The organism is Microcoleus sp. Pol12B3, from assembly GCF_036701355.1.
In the GTDB taxonomy this organism is placed as follows: domain Bacteria; phylum Cyanobacteriota; class Cyanobacteriia; order Cyanobacteriales; family Microcoleaceae; genus Microcoleus.
Map to the genome: position 1 here is coordinate 130116 of NZ_JAUBQS010000002.1, position 19194 is coordinate 149309.

A 19194-nucleotide genomic window follows, 5' to 3' on the forward strand; every position below is an offset into this window, starting at 1 on the left:
CCTAATACCTAGTGGTCGATTTCGGTGCAAAAATCAGGCCGTGGATGGCTGCGCTCAAATAACCGATTTGACCCCAGGCAAAAACGAAATTTTCAAAGCGCAGCGCCGGATCTCTAATATATTTAAAAGACTTCCAGACACCCCTCAAGATTCTTTCACCCCCTCGCCCAAGCTGAGCAATACCGTCTCGATCCGACAATTGTTCGCGATAACACTCGCTGACGCCTTGCCACCACCCGCGCTCTAGAAACCAAGCTTTGTTGAGCCTTCCTGCAGCGACATGGTGAAGCACTAGGGCCTCCGGTAGATAAACTACTTGCCAACCTAACTCTAAAGCTAATTCTGTGGTTCGCAACTCTTCATTTGACAGCAACTTTTTGCCGACTCTACCGAGTTTGACATCGAAGCCGCCAATTTGTTCGAGAAAAGCGCGCCGGATTGAGTAGTTTACTCCCCTGGGAGTCAAACCGGCAGCAGTGACGTACAGGCAAGTATCGCCTAAATCGTATGCTCCCAAGTTCTGGGCTAATCCCGGTGACAGCCATGGGGGCGGGCTGACTCCAGAAGGCCAGAGCAAATTGACTTTGCCACCAGCTACGGCGAGTTTTTGATTGCTTTGATAAGCCGCCTGCAGCACCCTGAGCCAATTCGGCTCAGCAATAGCGTCGTCGTCGAGATAAGCCAATATTTCGCTGCTAGCTTGCTTAGCGCCTGTGTTCCGGGCTACTGACAGACCGATTTCGGGTTCCCAGACGTACTTGAGGCGCCGATCGCCCTGTCTTGCTTCTACCACCTCGCGGGTGCGCGAAGTGGAACTTTCGGGGCTTGCATAATCGGTAGAAGCGTTATCCACTACTACTACTTCAAAGTTGTCGGGAAAATCCTGTACCAGCAAGCTGTCGATCGCCCCACCTAAATAGGCGGCGCGATTGTGGGTGCAAATAATCGCTGATATCTGAGGACGATCTGGCATAAATAACAGCTTGGGAAATACGGGGGTTCTCGATCGACTTACTCTGATATTGTCTCATCAATGCTATTATCGCTTAAAAAGCATTTGGTAGTTGGCAGTTTAAATGATAATGGGTAATTGGTAATTGGTAAGTGGTAATTGTGTTTAATCATTTGTATCTGACTAATGACTGCTGACTAATAACTAATGACTAACTCAGAACCAACCACATCTAGACAATTAATCTTAGTAACTGGGCCTGCCCGAAGTGGCAAAAGTGAATGGGCCGAAACTCTGGCGGCGGGTTCGGGCAAACAAATAATCTATGTGGCTACCAGTCGCGTTGATGAAACGGATTTGGAGTGGCTTCGTCGCCTCGATGGGCACCGAAATCGCCGTCCAGTTGATTGGGCAACTCTAGAAGTGCCGATCGAATTATCGGCCGTTGTGCGGGCCAGCAAGCCCTCAGATTGCTTGTTGATTGATTCCCTGGGAACTTGGACGGCAAATCTTTTGGAACAAGAAGCTGCTGTTTGGGCTACTACGCAGCAAGATTTGCTAGCTAGTTTGAAGTCGGCGGCGGCTGATGTAATTTTGGTAGGGGAAGAAACCGGATGGGGCGTTGTGCCTGCTTATCCGGCGGGGCGGCTGTTTCGCGATCGCCTCGGCACTCTCGTGCGCCACATCGGGGCGATCGCCAATAATGTTTATCTCGCCACCGGAGGTTACGCCTTGGATCTCAGGGCTCTGGGTACCCCGCTGCCGCCCGTAGCGAAAAATTAACAGCCGGAGTCGCGATCGACAAGAGAGAAAACATCTCGGTTTCCCGACGGACAATTTTAACTGAAAATTAGGTATAATTTTAACTAAGATTGAAAAGTCAAGACTCACATAAATTAGTCAAAAAACATACTCCCTAGAGGGAACAGCCCAACAATTTAACATGAGGAATAGCCAAATTTTGAAATTATGTAAAAGATAAAATGTCTCTTAAGAAAGAGTGCTAATTTCAAATTAAAAGTCTAAACTAATCAATTAGTTGAAGGGTTGACTAAAAGTTATGGCATCAGATCGTGAAGTAAGAAAATATATTGCTTACTGGTTTCAGTTAGGCAAAAAAGTATTAATTCGCAATGGTTCCGAAGCGCTGCTGCCCAAATCGGTAAATGCGGGCGATCGCTACAGCCAGGAATTTGAAGAGTGCTGGCAAAAAATTATCTCCCGCGACAGCGGAGACTGTTACCTCGAAGGCACAAACGAAACAATTGCCCAACTGCTGACACCAGCTTGGGAAATCAGTCCCTGCGCGCGCTGCGCTATGCCCGTAGTATTCAAAAAAACCGGAATGCCCCCGGAGTTCTGTCCCTGTCACGACTTACCGAACTGGCCCGATACCGAAATGCCCCAACCTCGATCGCCCGTCAGCAGCCAATCGCAATTGTCAGGCATTCGCGATCGACTCAGAACATCCAGCAGCGAGTAAGTATATAAGAAGGAAGAAGGGTCTTCTTCCTTAAATTGTTACAATATATTTACAATGCTTCACACTAGGTCTGATTTATGAATGTCAAGACAGTATCGCCAGCCTCCCCGCAAACTTATGTAAATTCAGGGACTCAGGCTGTACTCGGCAATCTCCAAGATGCAAATACAACTCCCCTGCAAGCAGTACCAGTATCACTAGAGACGGATGTCGTAACGGACGATCGGCTCAAATCAGCCAGAGACATAGCTTTCGAGTTGGCCGGAGATGTTGTTCGGTACGATCCAGTTGCGATCGCAGCCCTGTACCGAAATCGACCTCTACAAGTCTGGGGAAGGCTGTCGAGCGTTGTTTGGACATTTTTTAGCTTTGCCTTCAGTGTGTGGTTCGACAGCAAAACAGGTCGTACCGCCACCAACCAAAAGCGTCGCGCCGTCCGACTGCGAGAAATTCTGGCCCAACTCGGCCCAGCTTTCATCAAAATCGGACAAGCACTCTCAACACGGCCCGACTTAGTACCGCCAGTATATTTAGAAGAACTAACAACGCTGCAAGACCAATTGCCAGCATTTCCGAACGAAGTAGCGTATCAATTCATCCAAGAAGAATTGGGCGCCCACCCCAACGACATCTACGCAGAAATCAGCCCCGATCCGATCGCAGCAGCATCTCTCGGACAAGTCTACAAAGGCAAACTCAAAACCGGGGAAACAGTCGCAATCAAAGTCCAGCGACCGGGTTTAGCCGAAAACATCGGCTTAGATATCTACATCCTGCGGCGCGTTGCAGTTTGGGCACAAAACAACTTCAAAATAATTCGCAGTGACCTCGCAAGCATTATGGACGAGTTGGGCGAGCGCATTTACGAAGAAATGGACTACACCCACGAAGGTCAAAATGCCGAACGCTTTGCCAAACTCTACGGCCACATCAAAGACATTTATGTTCCCAGCATCTACTGGGAATATACCCGCCGCCGCGTCTTAACAATGGAGTGGATCACCGGCATCAAACTTACGAATTTAGAAGCCGTTAAAGCTCAAGGAATCGATGCTCCTTACTTAATTGAAGTGGGGGTGCAGTGTTCTCTCAGACAGCTCCTAGAACACGGTTTCTTTCACGCTGACCCGCATCCCGGCAATCTTTTGGCAACTCCTGACGGTCAATTAGCTTATCTCGATTTCGGGATGATGAGCGAAGTTAAACCTTATCAGCGGTACGGCTTGTTGGAAGCTGTGGTGCATTTGGTGAACCGCGACTTTGAAGGTTTAGCAAAAGATTACGTGAAGTTGGAGTTTTTAACGCCAGATACGGATTTGACGCCAATTATTCCCGCTTTGGCGCGCGTGTTTAACAATGCTTTGGGTGCTAGCGTTGCCGAACTCAATTTCAAAAGCATTACTGACGAGCTTTCGGCGGTGATGTACGAATATCCTTTCCGGGTTCCAGCTTACTATGCTTTGATTATTCGATCGCTCGTCACGTTAGAAGGGATTGCCATTAACGTTGACCCCGAATTCAAAGTGTTGAGCAAAGCCTATCCTTACGTTGCAAAACGGCTGTTGAGCGACCCCGCACCGGAATTGAGAGCATCCCTGCAAGATTTGCTGTTCAAACAAGGCGAATTCCGCTGGAACCGCTTAGAAAACTTGCTCAACAATGCCCGCGAGAGCGACGATTACGATGTCAGCAAAATCTTGAACCAAGCTTTAGAATATTTATTTTCCGAAAGAGGAGATTTCATTCGCGATCGTATTGTCCTCGAATTAGTTAAAAGTCTTGACACACTTTCGAGCAATGCTTTTGCTAACGCCAAAGCAGTCGTCGGCGAATGGTTTGGAGTCAAGGCAAATCAACCTGTGGTTTCACCAACTGAACAAAAAAACTTAGAACACATCAAGCGGATTTGGGATATTTTGCAATCAACTCCCGGTTTTGACACGATGAAAGTATTGCAGCTACTTCCGCAGTTGTTGGTGAAACCGGAAGTGCAGAACATGGGCCAAAAAGTAGTCGGCGGTTTAGCTCAAAGAGCAGTTGCTAGGGTAATTCGTGAGTTTTTGCTTTCGCAGGAACCGGATGCGATTCCTGTGAATGGAAGCTATGCTAAAACTTCGCCTCAGTTGTCTTTACCTGCTGCGAAGTAGTGGGATTGGGCGTTTTTTTGACCGCAGATATTAGCAGATAAACACAGATGAACGCAGATGAAATTTCGTCTGCGTTCTTTTAATTAAGCTTGAATCCTTTAGCGGCTAATTGCTGACGGAGACTTTGAATAATTACGCGATCAAGAGTATTTTCCCCACTATTGGTACTAGATTGGCGCTGTTGTTCAATATATGCTGCACGCTTTTGAGATAAGTCGCGGATGGTCTTTTTAATCGCCTCTCTTTCTGTTTTCTTTCCAGCTACATATGCTCTTTTTTCTGTTAGCGTCATCCCTCGCATGATTTCTGGTAAATTATCATCTGATATTGCTTCTAGTTTAACTGTTCCGTTTTCGAGAGCATCCAGCAAGTCCCAAGAAGCATTATCATAGTATTCAGAAGCTTTGGAGGCACTACGCGAAGCAAAACTTGTGCCAGAATTACTATCTTCAACAGCCTGACGTTGTTGTCCTATTCTTCCTTCTTTACCGTAGGGAATGTAGGTTTGATTGAGTTTAGTATTCCAAGTAGAAATTTCGTCGTCGTAAGGGGACTTAATTACCACAATTTGTTGGTTTTGATTAATGTTGAAGCTACTGCCTTTTGCTAACTCTGCTCCTGATGCCCAAAGTTGTCGCTCCTGACTTTCGGCTGAACCACAGTAGATTGTATTAACGAGAGTATCGCCTTTGACAGCGAGATTGACAGATTGATTCCAAACTATTGGGCCTTGATCGAAGGGTTCATTACCCGCAATAAAAATCACGCGAAAATCTTCCTGATTTTTACTCCAGTTTAATTCTTGCATTGCCGAACGAATTACCCAGCCAGCATATTCTTGACCGCCGTTGGTTTTGATACTAAATAGCTTTTCGGAAACTAAATCTAATTCAGGAGTAAATCCAGTTAATAATCTCACAAAACCTTCCGAAGAAGGTAAAGTGTCATTACCATAATGGTAGAGGGCAACCTCTAACTCTGGCACTTGGCCTTCTTTGGTTACTTTAGTTAAAAAATTAACAACTTGCCAAAGTTGAGTACGAGTCTGGTCAATCAATCCATCCATGCTATTACTAGAATCTAAAAGGATGGCGATCTGAATTTTTGCTTTGGCGAAAGCTGCTGTGGGAGAACACAAGATACTTAGAGTTAAAGCTGTAGTGAATAAAATTCTAGTTAGTTTTTGCATGGAATTTCCCCTACAAATTTATTTTTTACCCAATTATAGTCAGCCATGATATAGATTTAGTTCCTGGTGTCAAGTAACTTGTAACAAGACGTTACATTTGCGATTAATTCAGTACAGGACTTACGCACTCCGACGAAAGAAACCGGGTTTTTTACCTTGGGTGTGGACTGCAACGTTCTAGCAGTATTTGTTAATGCTGCATCAGGAGTTTTATAGTTTTCTAAATGAACGCGGTTTAGGGAAACAACTACTTGTACGTGGTGGTACTTTGCGGGCGTTAATTGATATTCAGTCATCGGTTTTTCTTTTTTATCGTCACAAGAGTAATAGGTTTTTCCGTTACATCTTATTATGGGTTAGAGTTGCTTTTGGGAAAATAAAACAAATTTACTGAATTAACCGCAATGTTCACCCTGCTTGTCCGTGGGCTATCATAGAAGGAGTCACAGAAAAGCGTAGCGATCGGGAGTCAATATATGCAGGTAATTCTTTTAAGCCGGGAAGAAGTTGCACGACGTGCAAAGCAATTGTACGAAAGCAACATCCCCCAAAAGGTCGAGGTGGAAGAGAACATCGGCAAGATGGTCATCATCGACATTGAAACAGGTGATTATGAAGTCGATAAAACTGGATTGCAAGCATCTCGTAACCTTAGCAAGAAGCACCCAAACGCTCGACTTTTTATTCGCATTGGATCTAACGTTGCTGTCTCATTTGGTGGTGTCATGAGCGTGTCTGCAAGTGATTTCTGGGATTGTGACAAATAGACACGCAACTGTAACGCTGACTTTCTTGCTACGATCGATAAGTTGTAGCTGTCGTCAAGGTTGCAAATGCGATCGCTCTTTCCTATAGCTCGACAATTTACCATTTACAAGTCTCTACAACATCAGGTCACTTTTTCTCACCGACAGGGCGATCGGGGTGGTTTATTGGTTGAGTTAAGGTAGAGTAGAAGGCCTTCAGATTGTTCAAAGTTAAACCGCTAGCGCAAAGTGTGGTGTGGTATTGTATGAATAGAAATTATCATCGAAAGATTAATCAAGATGAGCGATTGAGTATCAATTCGGGTCTTTCCTCTTCTTTGAGAAAAAAATACTCGATTACTATCATTATCTTAATCATATTAAGCGTACTCAGTATTTCTCTTAAATCGGATAAAGTTAACAGCAACATTTGGAGTTTTTCAGTTGAATTAAAGGTTACATCGGTAACTTTACTTCTTCTCTTTCTTTTTTGGATTCCTATTTTACTTCCTTGGTTTCTTTCTCAAATTCCGCAAGTGCAAGGTTCTTTAAATTGGTTACGCGAACAAGGCATTGAGGAAATTGAGACTAATCTACTGAGAATAAAACTAAAATATGGTGTTCAAGAAGCATCAGAAAAATACGAAGAAAAAATATCCGATATTGGGGCTATAAATCTAACATCTCAGGAAACGCTGCAGCAGCTTGAGGGACGCTATCGAGAGGCCATAGCTTTAGTCGATCCTGCGAACGATATAGATTCAACGGAAGCATTGAAGCGGATAGATCAATTGGCTGGCTATTACGATAGGGTTAGAGATGAAATGCCCTCTGGACGTAACCGCACAAAATTAATGCACGAAATTTCCTCAACAATGTGGACTTTAATTCCTAAAGTTATAAATTTTCCTGTTCATGAAAGACTAAATAGCCAGAAGGGGGGAGAGCGTTTGTCTGCTTACAAGCACGTTGAGTGGAACACATCAACTGATTATATAAATTTGTTAGTTTCTAGAGCAGTTGGTATTATGGAGATGCCCTACACTCAATACGCTGCTTTATTGGCGCTAAGAAGAGTGGTAACAAAGAATCAATTTGCTCCCAGTAAATCAGCAGAAATTATCAATATTTTGAACTGGTCAGCAAATCTTGATTATATGCAGCCAGAGCGCCGAAAATTAATGATTGAAATTGCTTCCCTACTAAAAACAAAGGCATAAACCCTGCTAGTTCCGCCGCATAACAACTCGCTTGCACCCGGCCTAATCAACGTCATCGGGTTAGGCACGAAAGGTTATTGGCAGCCTCTGAACAGCAACGTTAGAACGAGCGACGCACTATACCATGGATCGCGACAATAGCTAACCCGGATTTGGTATTACAAACCGCAACAACTGCAAAAACCCGGTTTCTTCAAGAAACCGGGTTTTTAATGTATTCGATCGCCCTCAACCAAACCTACAATTACTTCACGCTAGAAATGCCAGTTAGATCGCTATTTGCTAGTGGTTTCTGGGACTTGCAGTAGGAGTAATTAAGAGGCCGCTGTCCTTAGTAAAAGTATTAGCAGTAGGAGCGATCGCGCCACTCAAACTCGCGGCTTGCAAAGGCAGAATTGGCTGAGTTTGAGCTCTGGTTAAAGATGTTAACAAGCTGTTAGAGTCGTAGATGAGAATGTCATCATCGATGCCGCTAAAGCTGTTCATCGTTGGAATTGAACCGCCATTTAGCAAGATATCGTCGGGGATAGTATTGGCAGAATTTACTGTCAAACTACCTGGATTAGTCGCTGCTGTTGACGGTTGTAAGCTGAGATTGGCGGGCGCGGGAGTCGTGTTATTTGGCTCACTAACAGCAAAAACCGCAAAAAACCTGGTTTTTTTTGGTTTGGATGCGTCCAGGACGATAGGATTTAAGGGCGATCGACCTTACAGCCTTAATGATGTCGCCACTTTAGCGCTGATGACCGAATGTTACCGCCATTTGCGATCGCAGCCAATTAAAGCTGAAGCGCTCAGAAAAGCTCAACTGGCAATGATCCACAAACAAATTTTAGTTAAAAACGGTCAATTGCGGGGAACTCCAGGCGCGATCGACCTTACTCAAGCTACACAAGTAGCAAATGCAGAGTTCTCTCACCCAAAGTTTTGGGCCGGATTCACAATAATTGGCAGTCCTTGGTAAATTAATTGGAGATTGGATATTCACCAGTGGTCAGGTGTAAGGCTAGACGCACCCCACATTGACTGGTGGGATTTTGCAAAAACTAAATGTATCCCTGACGACTATCTTTTTATGTCATAAATTTGCTATGAATAGCAAAACTAAACACTAGCGGGGCAAAACCTGTGGCCAAGTTTGATAAAATATTCAATTCAGAAGACCAATCCGAAGCAAGCTTGACTTTAGAAGAATCCGTAGCAGCGGTAGCATTTGTGGCAGCAGAGGCAAATTCCCCTGACACGGATGCTGATATCTTAGAAAGCATACTTTGGGAATCAGAAATCTTTGCTGAATACTCGGAAGATGATATGTCCGCAATGTTTCAAAGATTCGACGGTATTGTCGCCCAAGACGGTTTAGGAGCATTATTTAATACTGCTTGGGAATCTATGCCAGATGAGTTAGTTTTGGATACTTTTGCAATAACCGCAGCAATGTTTGTCGCAGATGGCGAAATATCCCAGAAGCACGAGGCTTTTCTCCAAGAATTCCAGCAAGCATTAGGTGTGGAAGACGAGGAAGCTGCAGAAATTATTGAGGATGTAATTGGTGCTTACTCCGAAGTAGAGGGCGAAGAGTCTGATTTCGATGGGGCATGGTATGTATCTCCGGAAGGCAATTTTAGCGTTCCCATTCCAGTTGACGAGGAACGAGGTGGTAAAATTGATGAGCAAGAAAGCTGTGTCGCATTTTCAGACGACTTTGGGGTTTTGCTGAAAATTGATTATTTCCCTGTTGCTGGTGAAGTTGAAGAAACAATCGAGTCGGTTGGCGAGGAAGCTTATCTCAAGTCTTTTCTCGACAATTTTGTTTCTCAGGCAATTCTTGCTAATGTTCCCAATTCTAAGTTACTCCACGCAGAATATTTAGAAGATGAAGAAGCTTATTTCGTGGTTTTAGATTTGCCTGGGGGTGCAACTATCAGCGTGCAGAAAAACGATGGCCCTCTGACTCGGTTGGATGCTTACCGGGGACTTATGGCTTTTATTGCTGACGATTTTTGCTACACGGTAAGCTGTCAGCGAATTTATCAGGAGGGGAATGAGTTGGGTTCCCTGGAGTCTGAAGTTGAGGGAATTATGAACAAGATTTTTGAGTTTATTGAGACAATCGAATTCGGGCCTATCGAATAAAGATGACTTGTTTAGACGGGCTAAAAACCTGGTTTCTTTCTAGATGTTTCGCTGCTCAACTCTATATTTTCACAGAAACCGGGTTTTTTTGTCAACCATTCTCACGATATTACATCGTGTCCGGTCGATCGACCAAAATCAAAATCTTTATAGGGAGGAATTAAATCCTCACTACTTGCGCGATCGTGGTTATTTTACCGCACTGCGCTAGATATTAGAAATAAGAATTAAATAACCTGCAATGCGTGATTATTCTTGTGGGATGGGCGTCTCGCCCGTCTATAAAGGACGGGCGAGACGCCCATCCCACAGGCTTATGCAAATTATTTAATTCACGATCCTTAGAGGTTTTTACAATAAAATTGTGCGATCGACAACAGGCTTTTTTGACCGATTCTCGATCGCACTTCCAGATACATTCAGTCAACCACAGTCGAGAGGCAGCAGCAATTAGCCGCCATTTGCGACTAATTAGTAGTCTGAGCTTCCACCAATCTTTGCTTGAGTTCTTCCAGAGCACTCGCCCAGCGCGGATCTGGCTGCACTGAGCCGGAATCAGCGCTCGACACCGTTGCTGCTGACTGATTGCGGCGAGACTTGTTGTTGTCACCCCGACGACGATTGCTTTTGCTGGAACCGCCTCCACCTTGGGTAGGGGGAGCCGAGCGCTGCTGTTGCTGCGGCGCAGGTACAGGCATAGGCACAGACGCAGACGCCGACACCAATTGCGGTGACTGCGGCGACTGCTGCTGATCGTCTTCGCCCTTCTCTGATTTACCCTTAGAGCGCGGCAATGCCTTCTCTATTTTCAGCGGGTTTTCTTTGAACATCAAGCCGTTGTATTTCTCAATAACTTGGTCGGCTTGTTCGTCGGTTAGCACCGTCACAAAACCGAATCCTCTGCATTTTCCAGTTTTGCGGTCTGTAATTACCTTGGTGGTAACAGATTCGCCCTCCGGCGCAAAAACTTCTTGCAATTCTTGGCGATCGAGTTCCTTCGGTAGATTGCCAACATAAAGACGAATAGACATGAAAAATTCCTCCCGACTTGGATTTTAATTAATTTGCTCGAACAGAATCACCTGAAGTCAACTGAATATTGACTTCAGACAAACAGCACATAACCCGAGAATTGGCGCATTCCTCCCACCAACCTTGACAGCTCCCCCCACCTTTTAGAACAAAAAGATGATTTACTCTGATAAGGCCGGAACTTAACCGCCGATGCAGAGAGCTTTTAAATCTCAGGTTGTTGTGTAAACTTTTAGTCATCACTCAAATGTTTAGGCTATTGGCTATTCTGTATTACTTGCTTCCGGTTTTGATTCAGAATGTTTATAGCCAGCGCCGTCTAGAAATTTATGTCCAAGGATGTCAATTGCAAGCGATCGGAATGCCAGTATTCAGTTTAATACAGTGATGGATAAAATGGCTAACATTTTTTCAGCCAGTAATCTTACCTCGCTCCTAATGTCGCTCCTAATGCTGAGAACTACTCACTTACCCGCTATCCCTTAAATCAGGCCCGGCAGAGTCCGAGCATTCTTTAAAGGTATCACAGCCTTGGTAACAGAGCTAGTTATTTAGGAAGATTTCAGTCTGAATTTAACGGAAACCACATCTGAATCACTTTTGAGAATTCATCCCGCCCAGCAAAAATAGCGGTCGAAAAAAAACAGCCGACAAGCGGCTGGCTGTACTTGCTGTGTTGGGATGTTGACAATTTTTACGCAATGCCTTAAGGGATTTTAGCCAACTGAAGTTATCGCGCTGTTTCGTTCAATTTAATTCCTGTAAACTAATGTAACAGGCTGCTGGCAAAAAAGCAACTTTTCTTTACGAAGGAAGAGGCAAGTTCGGCAACAGATTTTGTAACGGATGTAACGGATTTAACGGATGTAAGGGATAGACTGTAGGGTGCGTAGGGAGCAACTTCAGAATCCGATCGCCAATCCCCTGTTTAACTCAAAACCGAACGAGGATGCGCGTTGTTGGCGACTCACGCCACAATCCGATCGTTATTCCTCACCTAGGGCCCTGGATAATGATGTATGCGCCCCAAAAAGCAGCAGCAAAAGCCAAAATCGCCGACCAAATCGGATGTCCGCTGTCACTGACTTTCCCTCCTTGACTGCGGAGACTTTCAAGGTCGATCGCCACAGTAGCACCCCGGCGCAGCCAACCAGTCGCCACAACAGATGTTCCGATCAAATCGCTGGGGCGAGTCGTCTCTTTGAACAAAAATGGCCACAAAGAGCCAATGTAGCCAAACCTCGAAACATAGTGCAACCTCACCAACCCTGTCGCCGTTTGCAAAATCAAATCTTGTCCCAGCCAATTACTCATACCCGATCGACCCAAAAGTTGCCCTTCCAGCCGCACCGGTTCAGCATCCAGCGGCAAACTATCGGGATTTGACAAAATTTCCGGCAAACTCGGCGAAGCGGTTTCTCGCGGTGTAATGTCCGGGAAGAAATAATTGATCCGCATCAAAGTACCGATGCTAAATCCGATCGGCAAACAGCCCCAAAGAATCGATCGATCGCCCCAAAGCCAATCCAACTGCCAAATACTCGTCCTCGAAAAAATCCCCCCAATCAGCCAAAGCACCCCGACTATCGCCAAACTCATCGGAATTCCAAAAAACGGCGCACCCTGTAAAAATAGTTTTGAATCTTTAAATTCGAGTATTGACTTAAACAGAGATAATTTTCCTTTGCGGGGTTGTTCTTGCACTCCCGCGTTTGCCAAATCTAACTCTGTCTCTAGCTTCCAGAATTGAGCATAAAGAGCCAACAGCTTCAAACGCTCTCCCAGCAAAGGATGCGCGCGGTTAACCGTCAACCAATTGCGTTCGCGATTGCTGACATCCCACAGCAAAATCTGTTCTAGCGGCGCGTGTAATGCAGCAGAACCAAGGGTTACAGCTTGTCCAACGCCTACAGGTAACAATAGATCGAAACTTTCCAGGAAAAAGCTAGTTTGTTTTTGCTGCTCGATATTATCAGCAATGCCGATCGCAATTTTAGACAATGCCCGCGTCAAACCGTTAGGATTACCCGTAATTTCCGCAACAGTGCGATCGCTAAAATATACTCGGCGGCGCGACAGCCACAACATCGGCCAGCGCAACAACTTATAAATCCCGTAACTAATAGCAGAAATTGCAGCGGCCACAAATTTGACAGCAGAACGCAAAAACTCGATCGTCATTAAATCACACAACCGCTCTTGCCAGTGCGCCACCTGCCAATAAATCAGGTAAGGAATCTGAATCACCAGCAGCGCCAGCGACATCGGCGCAAAATCCCAGTGAGAGATATGGCCCAACTCCCGGGCGAAAATAGTGGCAATTTCATCATCCGTCAACTGTTCCAACAGCCCGCGACTCACAGCAATCCGAGCAAAACGGGGCAAACAGCCGTAACTGAAAGCTACAGGAACATTCAGCGGCAAGAGTTTCAGCACCGGCACCGGCATATTTTGCTTGGTACAATAACTTCGCAGTACCCGACTAGCTTCCTTGCTGTGCTTCGATAAAACTGACCCGCGCAGAGTTTCGATGCCGCAAAACAGTTTCAGCAGCGCGTCTATCAGCCAGGGAGACGAGGCCAAAAGCAATCCAAAAACCATCTGAACAAACGGAGTTGGATCGCGGTAAAAAAGCTGAATCGGCGCGAAAATAGGCAGTCTACTGAATATGTAAAGCTGAACCAACAGAGAATTAGTGTTTGTCAGCAGGAATTGCAGGATAAACCGGGCTAGGAAAAATAGGGCGATCGCACTTGCAACGGCTTGCAGCCGAAACTCCAGCAACTTCAGCGGTTTGAGGGGGCGCGGGCTTTTCGCGCGCCCTGCTTCGCGCCAAGTGAGTTGGTAAGTATCTGGGCTGGCGACTCCGGGGATATCTGTTGGGGAACCGGAACTATTTTCGCCGCTAATTTCTGCGGTATCCGGTGCAGTTTCGGTCGAGTTTTCCAGTTCAGAAGTCGGGCTTGTGGGGGATGGAGGTGGCGGGGAAATCGGTTGCGATTTGGCGTTTCCAGGCGCGGCAGTCGGCTCTAAAGGTAAAAATCCTGTTTTTTTATCTGCGGTCGGTCGTAGCGAAGCGGGGCGTAAGCCATCGCCCCCAATCGATTTTTTCGGCGATTTTGTTCCGGCATCAAAGGCGACAAAGCCTGTTTCGGGGGGAGTTTCTGGGGATTTTGGTTTATTTGCCGGTGGTTTTGGGGGGCGAGGGGGGGTTAATTCTGTTAAAGCGCGATCGGCCCAAGTTTTGACTTGAGAGTTGGGACTTTTGGCGAGGGAAGAGCACAGGGCGATCGCCTTTTTCCGATTACCGGTTGCTTTGTACGCAGCCACTAACCCCATCTGCGCGCGGATTCCCGACGACTGATTGGCGGCGGTTTGGGTAACGGATTCTAAAAGGGCGATCGCGGTGGGGTAATCCTGCTGTTTCAAAGCTGCTAGCCCAGCCTCTAGAGACTGTTTTGCAGATGAATCCGCCGGATTTGGATTAGTGGGAGGTGCCATGACTGTGCTTTCGCTAGCGTCCTTTCTAAGATAGCTTGGGTGGTCGATCGATAGCTGTTCTAACACAGCTCTATTTCTCTGTCACCATTTGTTGCAGTTTCTTCGGCGGTTGAAACCGCTTAATAGTCAAACTTTCGGCCACTCCCAGCACACGATCGTTGCGATCGGGCAGGAGTTTAAACCCCTGCCTCAAAGTTAAAGTCTTCGCTATGAAGACTGAAGATTTATGCTAAATCCGGGTTAAATACTTCCTTTATCTCTTAGTCCGCGAAGGCGTACTTTGTTTGACAAGAAGCGATTTCAATCGCCGATTCAATCTAATTTTTGCTTATAATTAAATTAACACCTCACCCGCACACTTATGCCAATTGACGACGAAGATTTTGAAAGCGAATCAATCGGGGACGATCGCAAACTCCAACTCTTCACCGACAGATACGAATTTACCCGCCGATTTGCCTTTTATTTAAACGAAGACCCGCCTCCAGAACAAATTTTGTATTTTTTCGGGGATGGAGGCAACGGCAAGTCATTGCTGCTAAAACACTTGGAGTTTCACTGCTGCAAAAGATTTGCACCGGAGGTGTGGCAAAAATGGCGCGAACTCCCTGACTCGCAAGCCGCCGAAGTTGCTAATTTCGTCCGCTATGCAGCAGCTAAAACCTACACTCCCATCCCCGCAGTCAGGCACGATTTCGGATTGATACCGATTAAAGAAGATAAACCGCAAGATAGATTTTACGGCTTGCTGATGCTGCGGCGCAATATTGCAGCAGGCACTAAAAAATATAAATTTAAATTTCCCAATTATGACTTTGCTTGCTTTTGGTATTTGCTGAACAAAGGCGAATCACAGGCAACTCTCAACCAACTTTTCCCCGATGATGTGGCGGAATTGGTGGTACCTATAATTGAAACTTTTGCAGATTTTCCGGTGGTGGCGCAAGCGGTGGCGGTGCTCAAAGGGATAGATAAATTGGGCGGCATCAAGCGGGCGACGAAATTAATTCAAAATCGCTTGGGCGTCAGCGATGAAAAGGCGGAGGAAATTCGCCGTCTAGATATTGATACTGAGTTAACCGACTATTTGCCGAAATTGTTCGCTGGGGATTTGAATGCGACAATGGCTGGCAAAAATAAACCCGATCGCCTCGTGATGCTGTTCGATACTCATGAGAAAATGTGGGATGAAAAACGCAATTCTCAAGGCGCAACTTTTTGGTATCAAGATGAGTGGTTTCGGCGGTTGTTGAGGGCCTTGGATTACAAATTGGGGATTGTAGTTGTTGTGGCGGGGCGAGAGTGTCCGGTGACGCAATTGCGGTGGCCGAATGCGTCGAGGTTTCCGATTCCTGAAGATTATATAGATGCACAATTGGTGTGGCATTTGTCGCCGGATGATGCGAGGGATTACTTGCACAAAGTGAAGATTGACAAGGCAGATTTGGCAGATGCTGTGATTAAATATGCCAGCCTCAATCCCGATGATTATTGGGAGAATTTGCAGGTACATCCGTTTTATTTGGGTTTGTGCGCGGATGCGGTGCTGGCAGAAAGAAGGCGGGGAATTGAGTTGCTGCCGTCGGATTTTGCGCGGATTCCGAAGTTGGAAAACAAGACTGCGGAATTAACAGATCGGTTGCTCAGTTATGTCGATCGCGAAGTGCGATCTGCCGTGCATTCGCTGAGTGCTAGCCGCGCTTTTGATGAAGATTTGTACGTGAAATTGGGATCGGGTTGCCACTTCCAGGCAAGCAGTGCAAATTTTGAGATGTTGACGGGTTTTTCCTTTGTGTGGAAATCGCAGAAGCGGGGGGATAACTGGTATCGGATTCACGATTTATTGCGACGATTGGATGCCGATCGGGACGATCCGAAAACTCGCAAAGCTCATGAAATTTTAGAGCGGCATTACCGAGAAGTGGGGAATGTGGCGGAGGCAATTTTTCATGCTAATCGCTTGGATTGGCAGCGAGGTGTAGAAGAATGGAAAGAGGTGTTTGATGAAGCTTTGGAAAAAAGTCGCTATGGGGAATGCAAGTCGCTGCTGGAAGTTAGAGATGAGTTGTGGATTAAAAGTGATTATTGGCTTGGTAGAGTTTCGCGATCGGAGGGAGATTACTATGCTCAGTTTGCTCGATATGTAGAGGCAAAACAAGAATATTTAGAGGCAGTTGCAGCCTATAATTCTGCTTTACTTATTGCACCGGATGATATCAATGCTCTCAACAACAAAGGGAATGCGCTGCAAAGTCTGGGTAAATTGCAAGCAAAGCTAAGTGAATTTGAGGCAGCAAAACAGTCTTACTTTGAGGCGCTCGCAGCCTATAATTCTGGTTTACTTATTGCACCGGATTTTATCAATGCTCTCGCCAGCAAAGGGATTGCGCTACTACGTCTGGGTAAATTGCAAGCAGAGCTCAGTGAATTTGAGGCAGCAAAACTTTCTTACTTTGAGGCGATCGCAGCCTGTAATTCTGCTTTACTTATTGCACCGGATTTTATCTGTGCTCTCAACAGCAAAGGGATTGCGCTACTACGTCTGGGTAATTTGCAAGCAATCCTAAGTGAATTTGAGGCGGCAAAACAGTCTTACTTTGAAGCGCTCGCAGCCTGTAATTCTGCTTTACTTATTGCACCGGATGATATCGCTGCTCTCAAAAACAAAGGGAATGCGCTGCGAAGTCTGGGTGAATTACAAGCAAAGCTCAGTGAATTTGAGGCGGCAAAACAGTCTTACTTTGAAGCGCTCGCAGCCTGTAATTCTGCTTTACTTATTGCACCGGATGATATCGCTGCTCTCCACAACAAAGGGAATGCGCTGCAAAGTCTGGGTGAATTGCAAGCAAAGCTAAGTGAATTTGAGGCGGCAAAACAGTCTTACTTTGAGGCCATCGCTGCCTTGAATTCTGTTTTACTTATTGCACCGGATGATCTCGGTGTTCTCAACAACAAAGGGAAGGCGCTGTTAAGCCTGGGTAAATTGCAAGCACAGCTAAGTGAATTTGAGGCGGCAAAACAGTCTTGCTTTGAGGCGCTCGCAGCCTTGAATTCTGTTTTACTTATTGCACCGGATTATATCGCTGCTCTCACCAACAAAGGAAATGCGCTGCGATGTCTGGGTGATTTGCAAGAAAAATTATTTGAGAGACAGGAAGCACTCAAGAATTGGCAAGAGGCGCTGTCCATGTTCGATCGCTCTTTAGCCATTGCTCCTAATCGCGATTGGACTCGCAATAGCCGCGATTGGCTGCAAGAATTTATCGATAATTTGGGTGAGGATACTGTCAGCAGTTAGCTCGATCGAAATGAGTAAAGACGCGGCATTCATTCCCTTCCTTAAACCGAAAGCCCGCCAGGGAATGAATTCCCTGGCTAATAGCAAAAGCCTCTAAAGAGGACTAATGAATTCTTCAGTCCTCATCGCGAGGACTTTTGCTTTGAGGCAGGGGTTTCAAACCCTGCCGGACTGCCGGACTCAGGGCTGACCGTTAAAGGCCCGCCCTCGAATTTAGCTATTTAACCTTGCAGCTTACCGCGCAGATTGTCTCGGCGGTGTACCCTCAGCCCGCTTCCGACGGATCAGCACGCTCATCACCTGCTTCGGATTAGCGGCACGCTGTACGGGACTCCAATCGCCAACTTCTGCAAATCCCAGCCGGTACAAAGTGAGTATGGTTTCCCTGACACCCGATTGCGAACCGACAACCGTTAACAGCACCACTTCCTGTTCGCATACTGCTGCTGAGTCGTCATTTGGGCGATCGTCCAAGTTGTCGTCAGGCACGAATTCCTGTGACATAATATGTTCTCCTGGTTTTGGGTTTTCTAGAAAAACCCAAAAACCCAGCCGCCCCGCATTTCAACACATAGCAGGGCGGCTACAGAGGATGTTAAGATACTCCGTTAGCCTCCAGACTGCTTGTACCAGTTTGGCGGTTAGCTGTCCATTGCTGTTAGCGCAGCTTTGGGCAGTGCAACTAGATTTTTGGGTGACGCGGGCTGCCTCCTCTACAAGCAAGCAACCTCTCACTTCAAAGCGTAGCCGCAGAGGGGGGCCGCCGTCAACCGATTTTAGATTTTAGATTTTGGATCTTAGATTTTGGATTTACTCGTTACCAGCGTCAGCGGCTGGAAACCAGTTAGTTGGGCCGAAATGCTAAATTAAAAGTAATGTTGCTTTAGTACAACCATGTCCAAACGACTCACCATTGCCCAAGCACAGCAGCAGCTTCCAAACCTACCCCAAGAACTTATCAATGAGCCTATCATCATCACTCAAGATGGCGTTCCCGTTATGGCTGCAATCAGCTACACGCATTTGACTGAACTGTTAGAAACCTTAGATATTCTCACCGATACAGAATTCGTTACCAAATTGCGCCAAAGCATCACCCAAGCACGCCAAGGGGAAACTATTTCCTGGGAAAATGCCAAAGCAAAATTGGGACTATGAATCACGAAGAAAATGCGATCGAATATGAGATCCAGCTTACGCCACTGGCACTGGAAATGTTGGAGGCAGTCAAAGATCGACGAGAACAGGAAAAATTGCGCGATCGCATTGAGCAACTAAAATTTGAACCACAAAAGCAAGGCAAAGCCCTTGTAGATAACCTATCAGGATTTCGCAGCATCCGAGCTGTTGGACAGCGCTATCGTATAGTTTATCAAGTCGAACAAGATCGAGTTCTAGTTGTTGTCGTGGGATTAGGGAGACGTAAAGATGGTGACAAAAAAGACATTTACACCATCTTAGAAAAACTGTTAGAGCCGTGACTGTAACTT

Annotated in this window: 17 protein-coding genes; 10 read left to right on the top strand and 7 right to left on the bottom strand. The window is 46.0% G+C overall.

Going from position 1 to position 19194, the window contains the following annotated elements:
* Nucleotide 1: 1 nt before the first annotated feature.
* The gene (locus QUA53_RS01610; RefSeq protein ID WP_333094528.1) at nucleotides 2-973 is read right to left on the bottom strand and encodes a glycosyltransferase; all 972 of its coding nucleotides are present in this window, start codon (nucleotides 971-973) and stop codon (nucleotides 2-4) included.
* 186 nt (nucleotides 974-1159) lie between these two features.
* On the opposite strand from QUA53_RS01610, the gene cobU reads away from it, so the two are divergent.
* The 3 genes from cobU to QUA53_RS01625 all read left to right on the top strand — a co-directional run bounded on the left by cobU (nucleotide 1160) and on the right by QUA53_RS01625 (nucleotide 4582).
* On the top strand, nucleotides 1160-1735 hold the full coding sequence (cobU, locus tag QUA53_RS01615; RefSeq protein ID WP_333094529.1) for a bifunctional adenosylcobinamide kinase/adenosylcobinamide-phosphate guanylyltransferase: 576 nt from the start codon (nucleotides 1160-1162) through the stop codon (nucleotides 1733-1735).
* A gap of 277 nt (nucleotides 1736-2012) precedes the next feature.
* Complete coding sequence (locus tag QUA53_RS01620; protein ID WP_333094531.1) at nucleotides 2013-2435, top strand: hypothetical protein; 423 nt, start codon at nucleotides 2013-2015, stop codon at nucleotides 2433-2435.
* Nucleotides 2436-2512: 77 nt separating this feature from the next.
* Nucleotides 2513-4582: an AarF/ABC1/UbiB kinase family protein gene (locus QUA53_RS01625; RefSeq protein WP_333094533.1), complete on the top strand. Its 2070-nt coding sequence runs from the start codon at nucleotides 2513-2515 to the stop codon at nucleotides 4580-4582.
* Between the two features lie 79 nt (nucleotides 4583-4661).
* Here the strand turns inward: QUA53_RS01625 and QUA53_RS01630 are convergent, their stop codons facing one another.
* Nucleotides 4662-5771 (bottom strand): hypothetical protein, encoded by a 1110-nt coding sequence (locus QUA53_RS01630; RefSeq protein WP_333094535.1) that lies wholly within the window; start codon nucleotides 5769-5771, stop codon nucleotides 4662-4664.
* Nucleotides 5772-6247: 476 nt separating this feature from the next.
* On the opposite strand from QUA53_RS01630, the gene QUA53_RS01635 reads away from it, so the two are divergent.
* Together QUA53_RS01635 and QUA53_RS01640 are read left to right on the top strand one after the other, a co-directional pair.
* The gene (locus QUA53_RS01635) at nucleotides 6248-6538 is read left to right on the top strand and encodes a hypothetical protein (protein WP_333094538.1); all 291 of its coding nucleotides are present in this window, start codon (nucleotides 6248-6250) and stop codon (nucleotides 6536-6538) included.
* Between the two features lie 245 nt (nucleotides 6539-6783).
* Complete coding sequence (locus tag QUA53_RS01640; protein WP_333094539.1) at nucleotides 6784-7737, top strand: hypothetical protein; 954 nt, start codon at nucleotides 6784-6786, stop codon at nucleotides 7735-7737.
* A gap of 282 nt (nucleotides 7738-8019) precedes the next feature.
* Here the strand turns inward: QUA53_RS01640 and QUA53_RS01645 are convergent, their stop codons facing one another.
* On the bottom strand, nucleotides 8020-8289 hold the full coding sequence (locus QUA53_RS01645; RefSeq protein WP_333094540.1) for a hypothetical protein: 270 nt from the start codon (nucleotides 8287-8289) through the stop codon (nucleotides 8020-8022).
* Here QUA53_RS01645 and QUA53_RS01650 point away from each other — a divergent pair.
* Complete coding sequence (locus QUA53_RS01650; protein ID WP_333094541.1) at nucleotides 8270-8701, top strand: CHAT domain-containing protein; 432 nt, start codon at nucleotides 8270-8272, stop codon at nucleotides 8699-8701. The genes QUA53_RS01645 and QUA53_RS01650 overlap by 20 nt on opposite strands.
* A gap of 164 nt (nucleotides 8702-8865) precedes the next feature.
* Nucleotides 8866-9873, top strand: a complete 1008-nt coding sequence (locus QUA53_RS01655) for a tellurite resistance TerB family protein (protein WP_333094542.1) — start codon at nucleotides 8866-8868, stop codon at nucleotides 9871-9873.
* Nucleotides 9874-10340: 467 nt separating this feature from the next.
* Here QUA53_RS01655 and QUA53_RS01660 read toward each other — a convergent pair whose 3' ends face one another.
* The 3 genes from QUA53_RS01660 to QUA53_RS01670 all read right to left on the bottom strand — a co-directional run bounded on the left by QUA53_RS01660 (nucleotide 10341) and on the right by QUA53_RS01670 (nucleotide 14599).
* The gene (locus QUA53_RS01660; protein ID WP_333094544.1) at nucleotides 10341-10904 is read right to left on the bottom strand and encodes an RNA-binding protein; all 564 of its coding nucleotides are present in this window, start codon (nucleotides 10902-10904) and stop codon (nucleotides 10341-10343) included.
* Between the two features lie 994 nt (nucleotides 10905-11898).
* Complete coding sequence (locus QUA53_RS01665; RefSeq protein WP_333094545.1) at nucleotides 11899-14472, bottom strand: M48 family metalloprotease; 2574 nt, start codon at nucleotides 14470-14472, stop codon at nucleotides 11899-11901.
* 4 nt (nucleotides 14473-14476) lie between these two features.
* Nucleotides 14477-14599, bottom strand: a complete 123-nt coding sequence (locus tag QUA53_RS01670; protein ID WP_333094546.1) for a hypothetical protein — start codon at nucleotides 14597-14599, stop codon at nucleotides 14477-14479.
* A gap of 168 nt (nucleotides 14600-14767) precedes the next feature.
* On the opposite strand from QUA53_RS01670, the gene QUA53_RS01675 reads away from it, so the two are divergent.
* Nucleotides 14768-17704 carry a hypothetical protein gene (locus tag QUA53_RS01675; RefSeq protein WP_333248636.1) on the top strand — a complete coding sequence of 979 codons (2937 nt, stop codon included), beginning with the start codon at nucleotides 14768-14770 and terminating at the stop codon, nucleotides 17702-17704.
* Nucleotides 17705-17938: 234 nt separating this feature from the next.
* On the opposite strand, the gene QUA53_RS01680 is transcribed toward QUA53_RS01675, so the two are convergent.
* Nucleotides 17939-18208 carry a hypothetical protein gene (locus QUA53_RS01680; RefSeq protein ID WP_333094548.1) on the bottom strand — a complete coding sequence of 90 codons (270 nt, stop codon included), beginning with the start codon at nucleotides 18206-18208 and terminating at the stop codon, nucleotides 17939-17941.
* A 390-nt stretch (nucleotides 18209-18598) separates the two neighbouring features.
* Between QUA53_RS01680 and QUA53_RS01685 the strand changes: the two genes are divergently transcribed.
* Nucleotides 18599-18862, top strand: a complete 264-nt coding sequence (locus QUA53_RS01685; protein WP_333085681.1) for a prevent-host-death protein — start codon at nucleotides 18599-18601, stop codon at nucleotides 18860-18862.
* Nucleotides 18859-19185 carry a type II toxin-antitoxin system RelE/ParE family toxin gene (locus QUA53_RS01690; RefSeq protein WP_333094549.1) on the top strand — a complete coding sequence of 109 codons (327 nt, stop codon included), beginning with the start codon at nucleotides 18859-18861 and terminating at the stop codon, nucleotides 19183-19185. Before QUA53_RS01685 ends, QUA53_RS01690 begins: the two co-directional genes overlap by 4 nt.
* Nucleotides 19186-19194 lie beyond the last annotated feature (9 nt).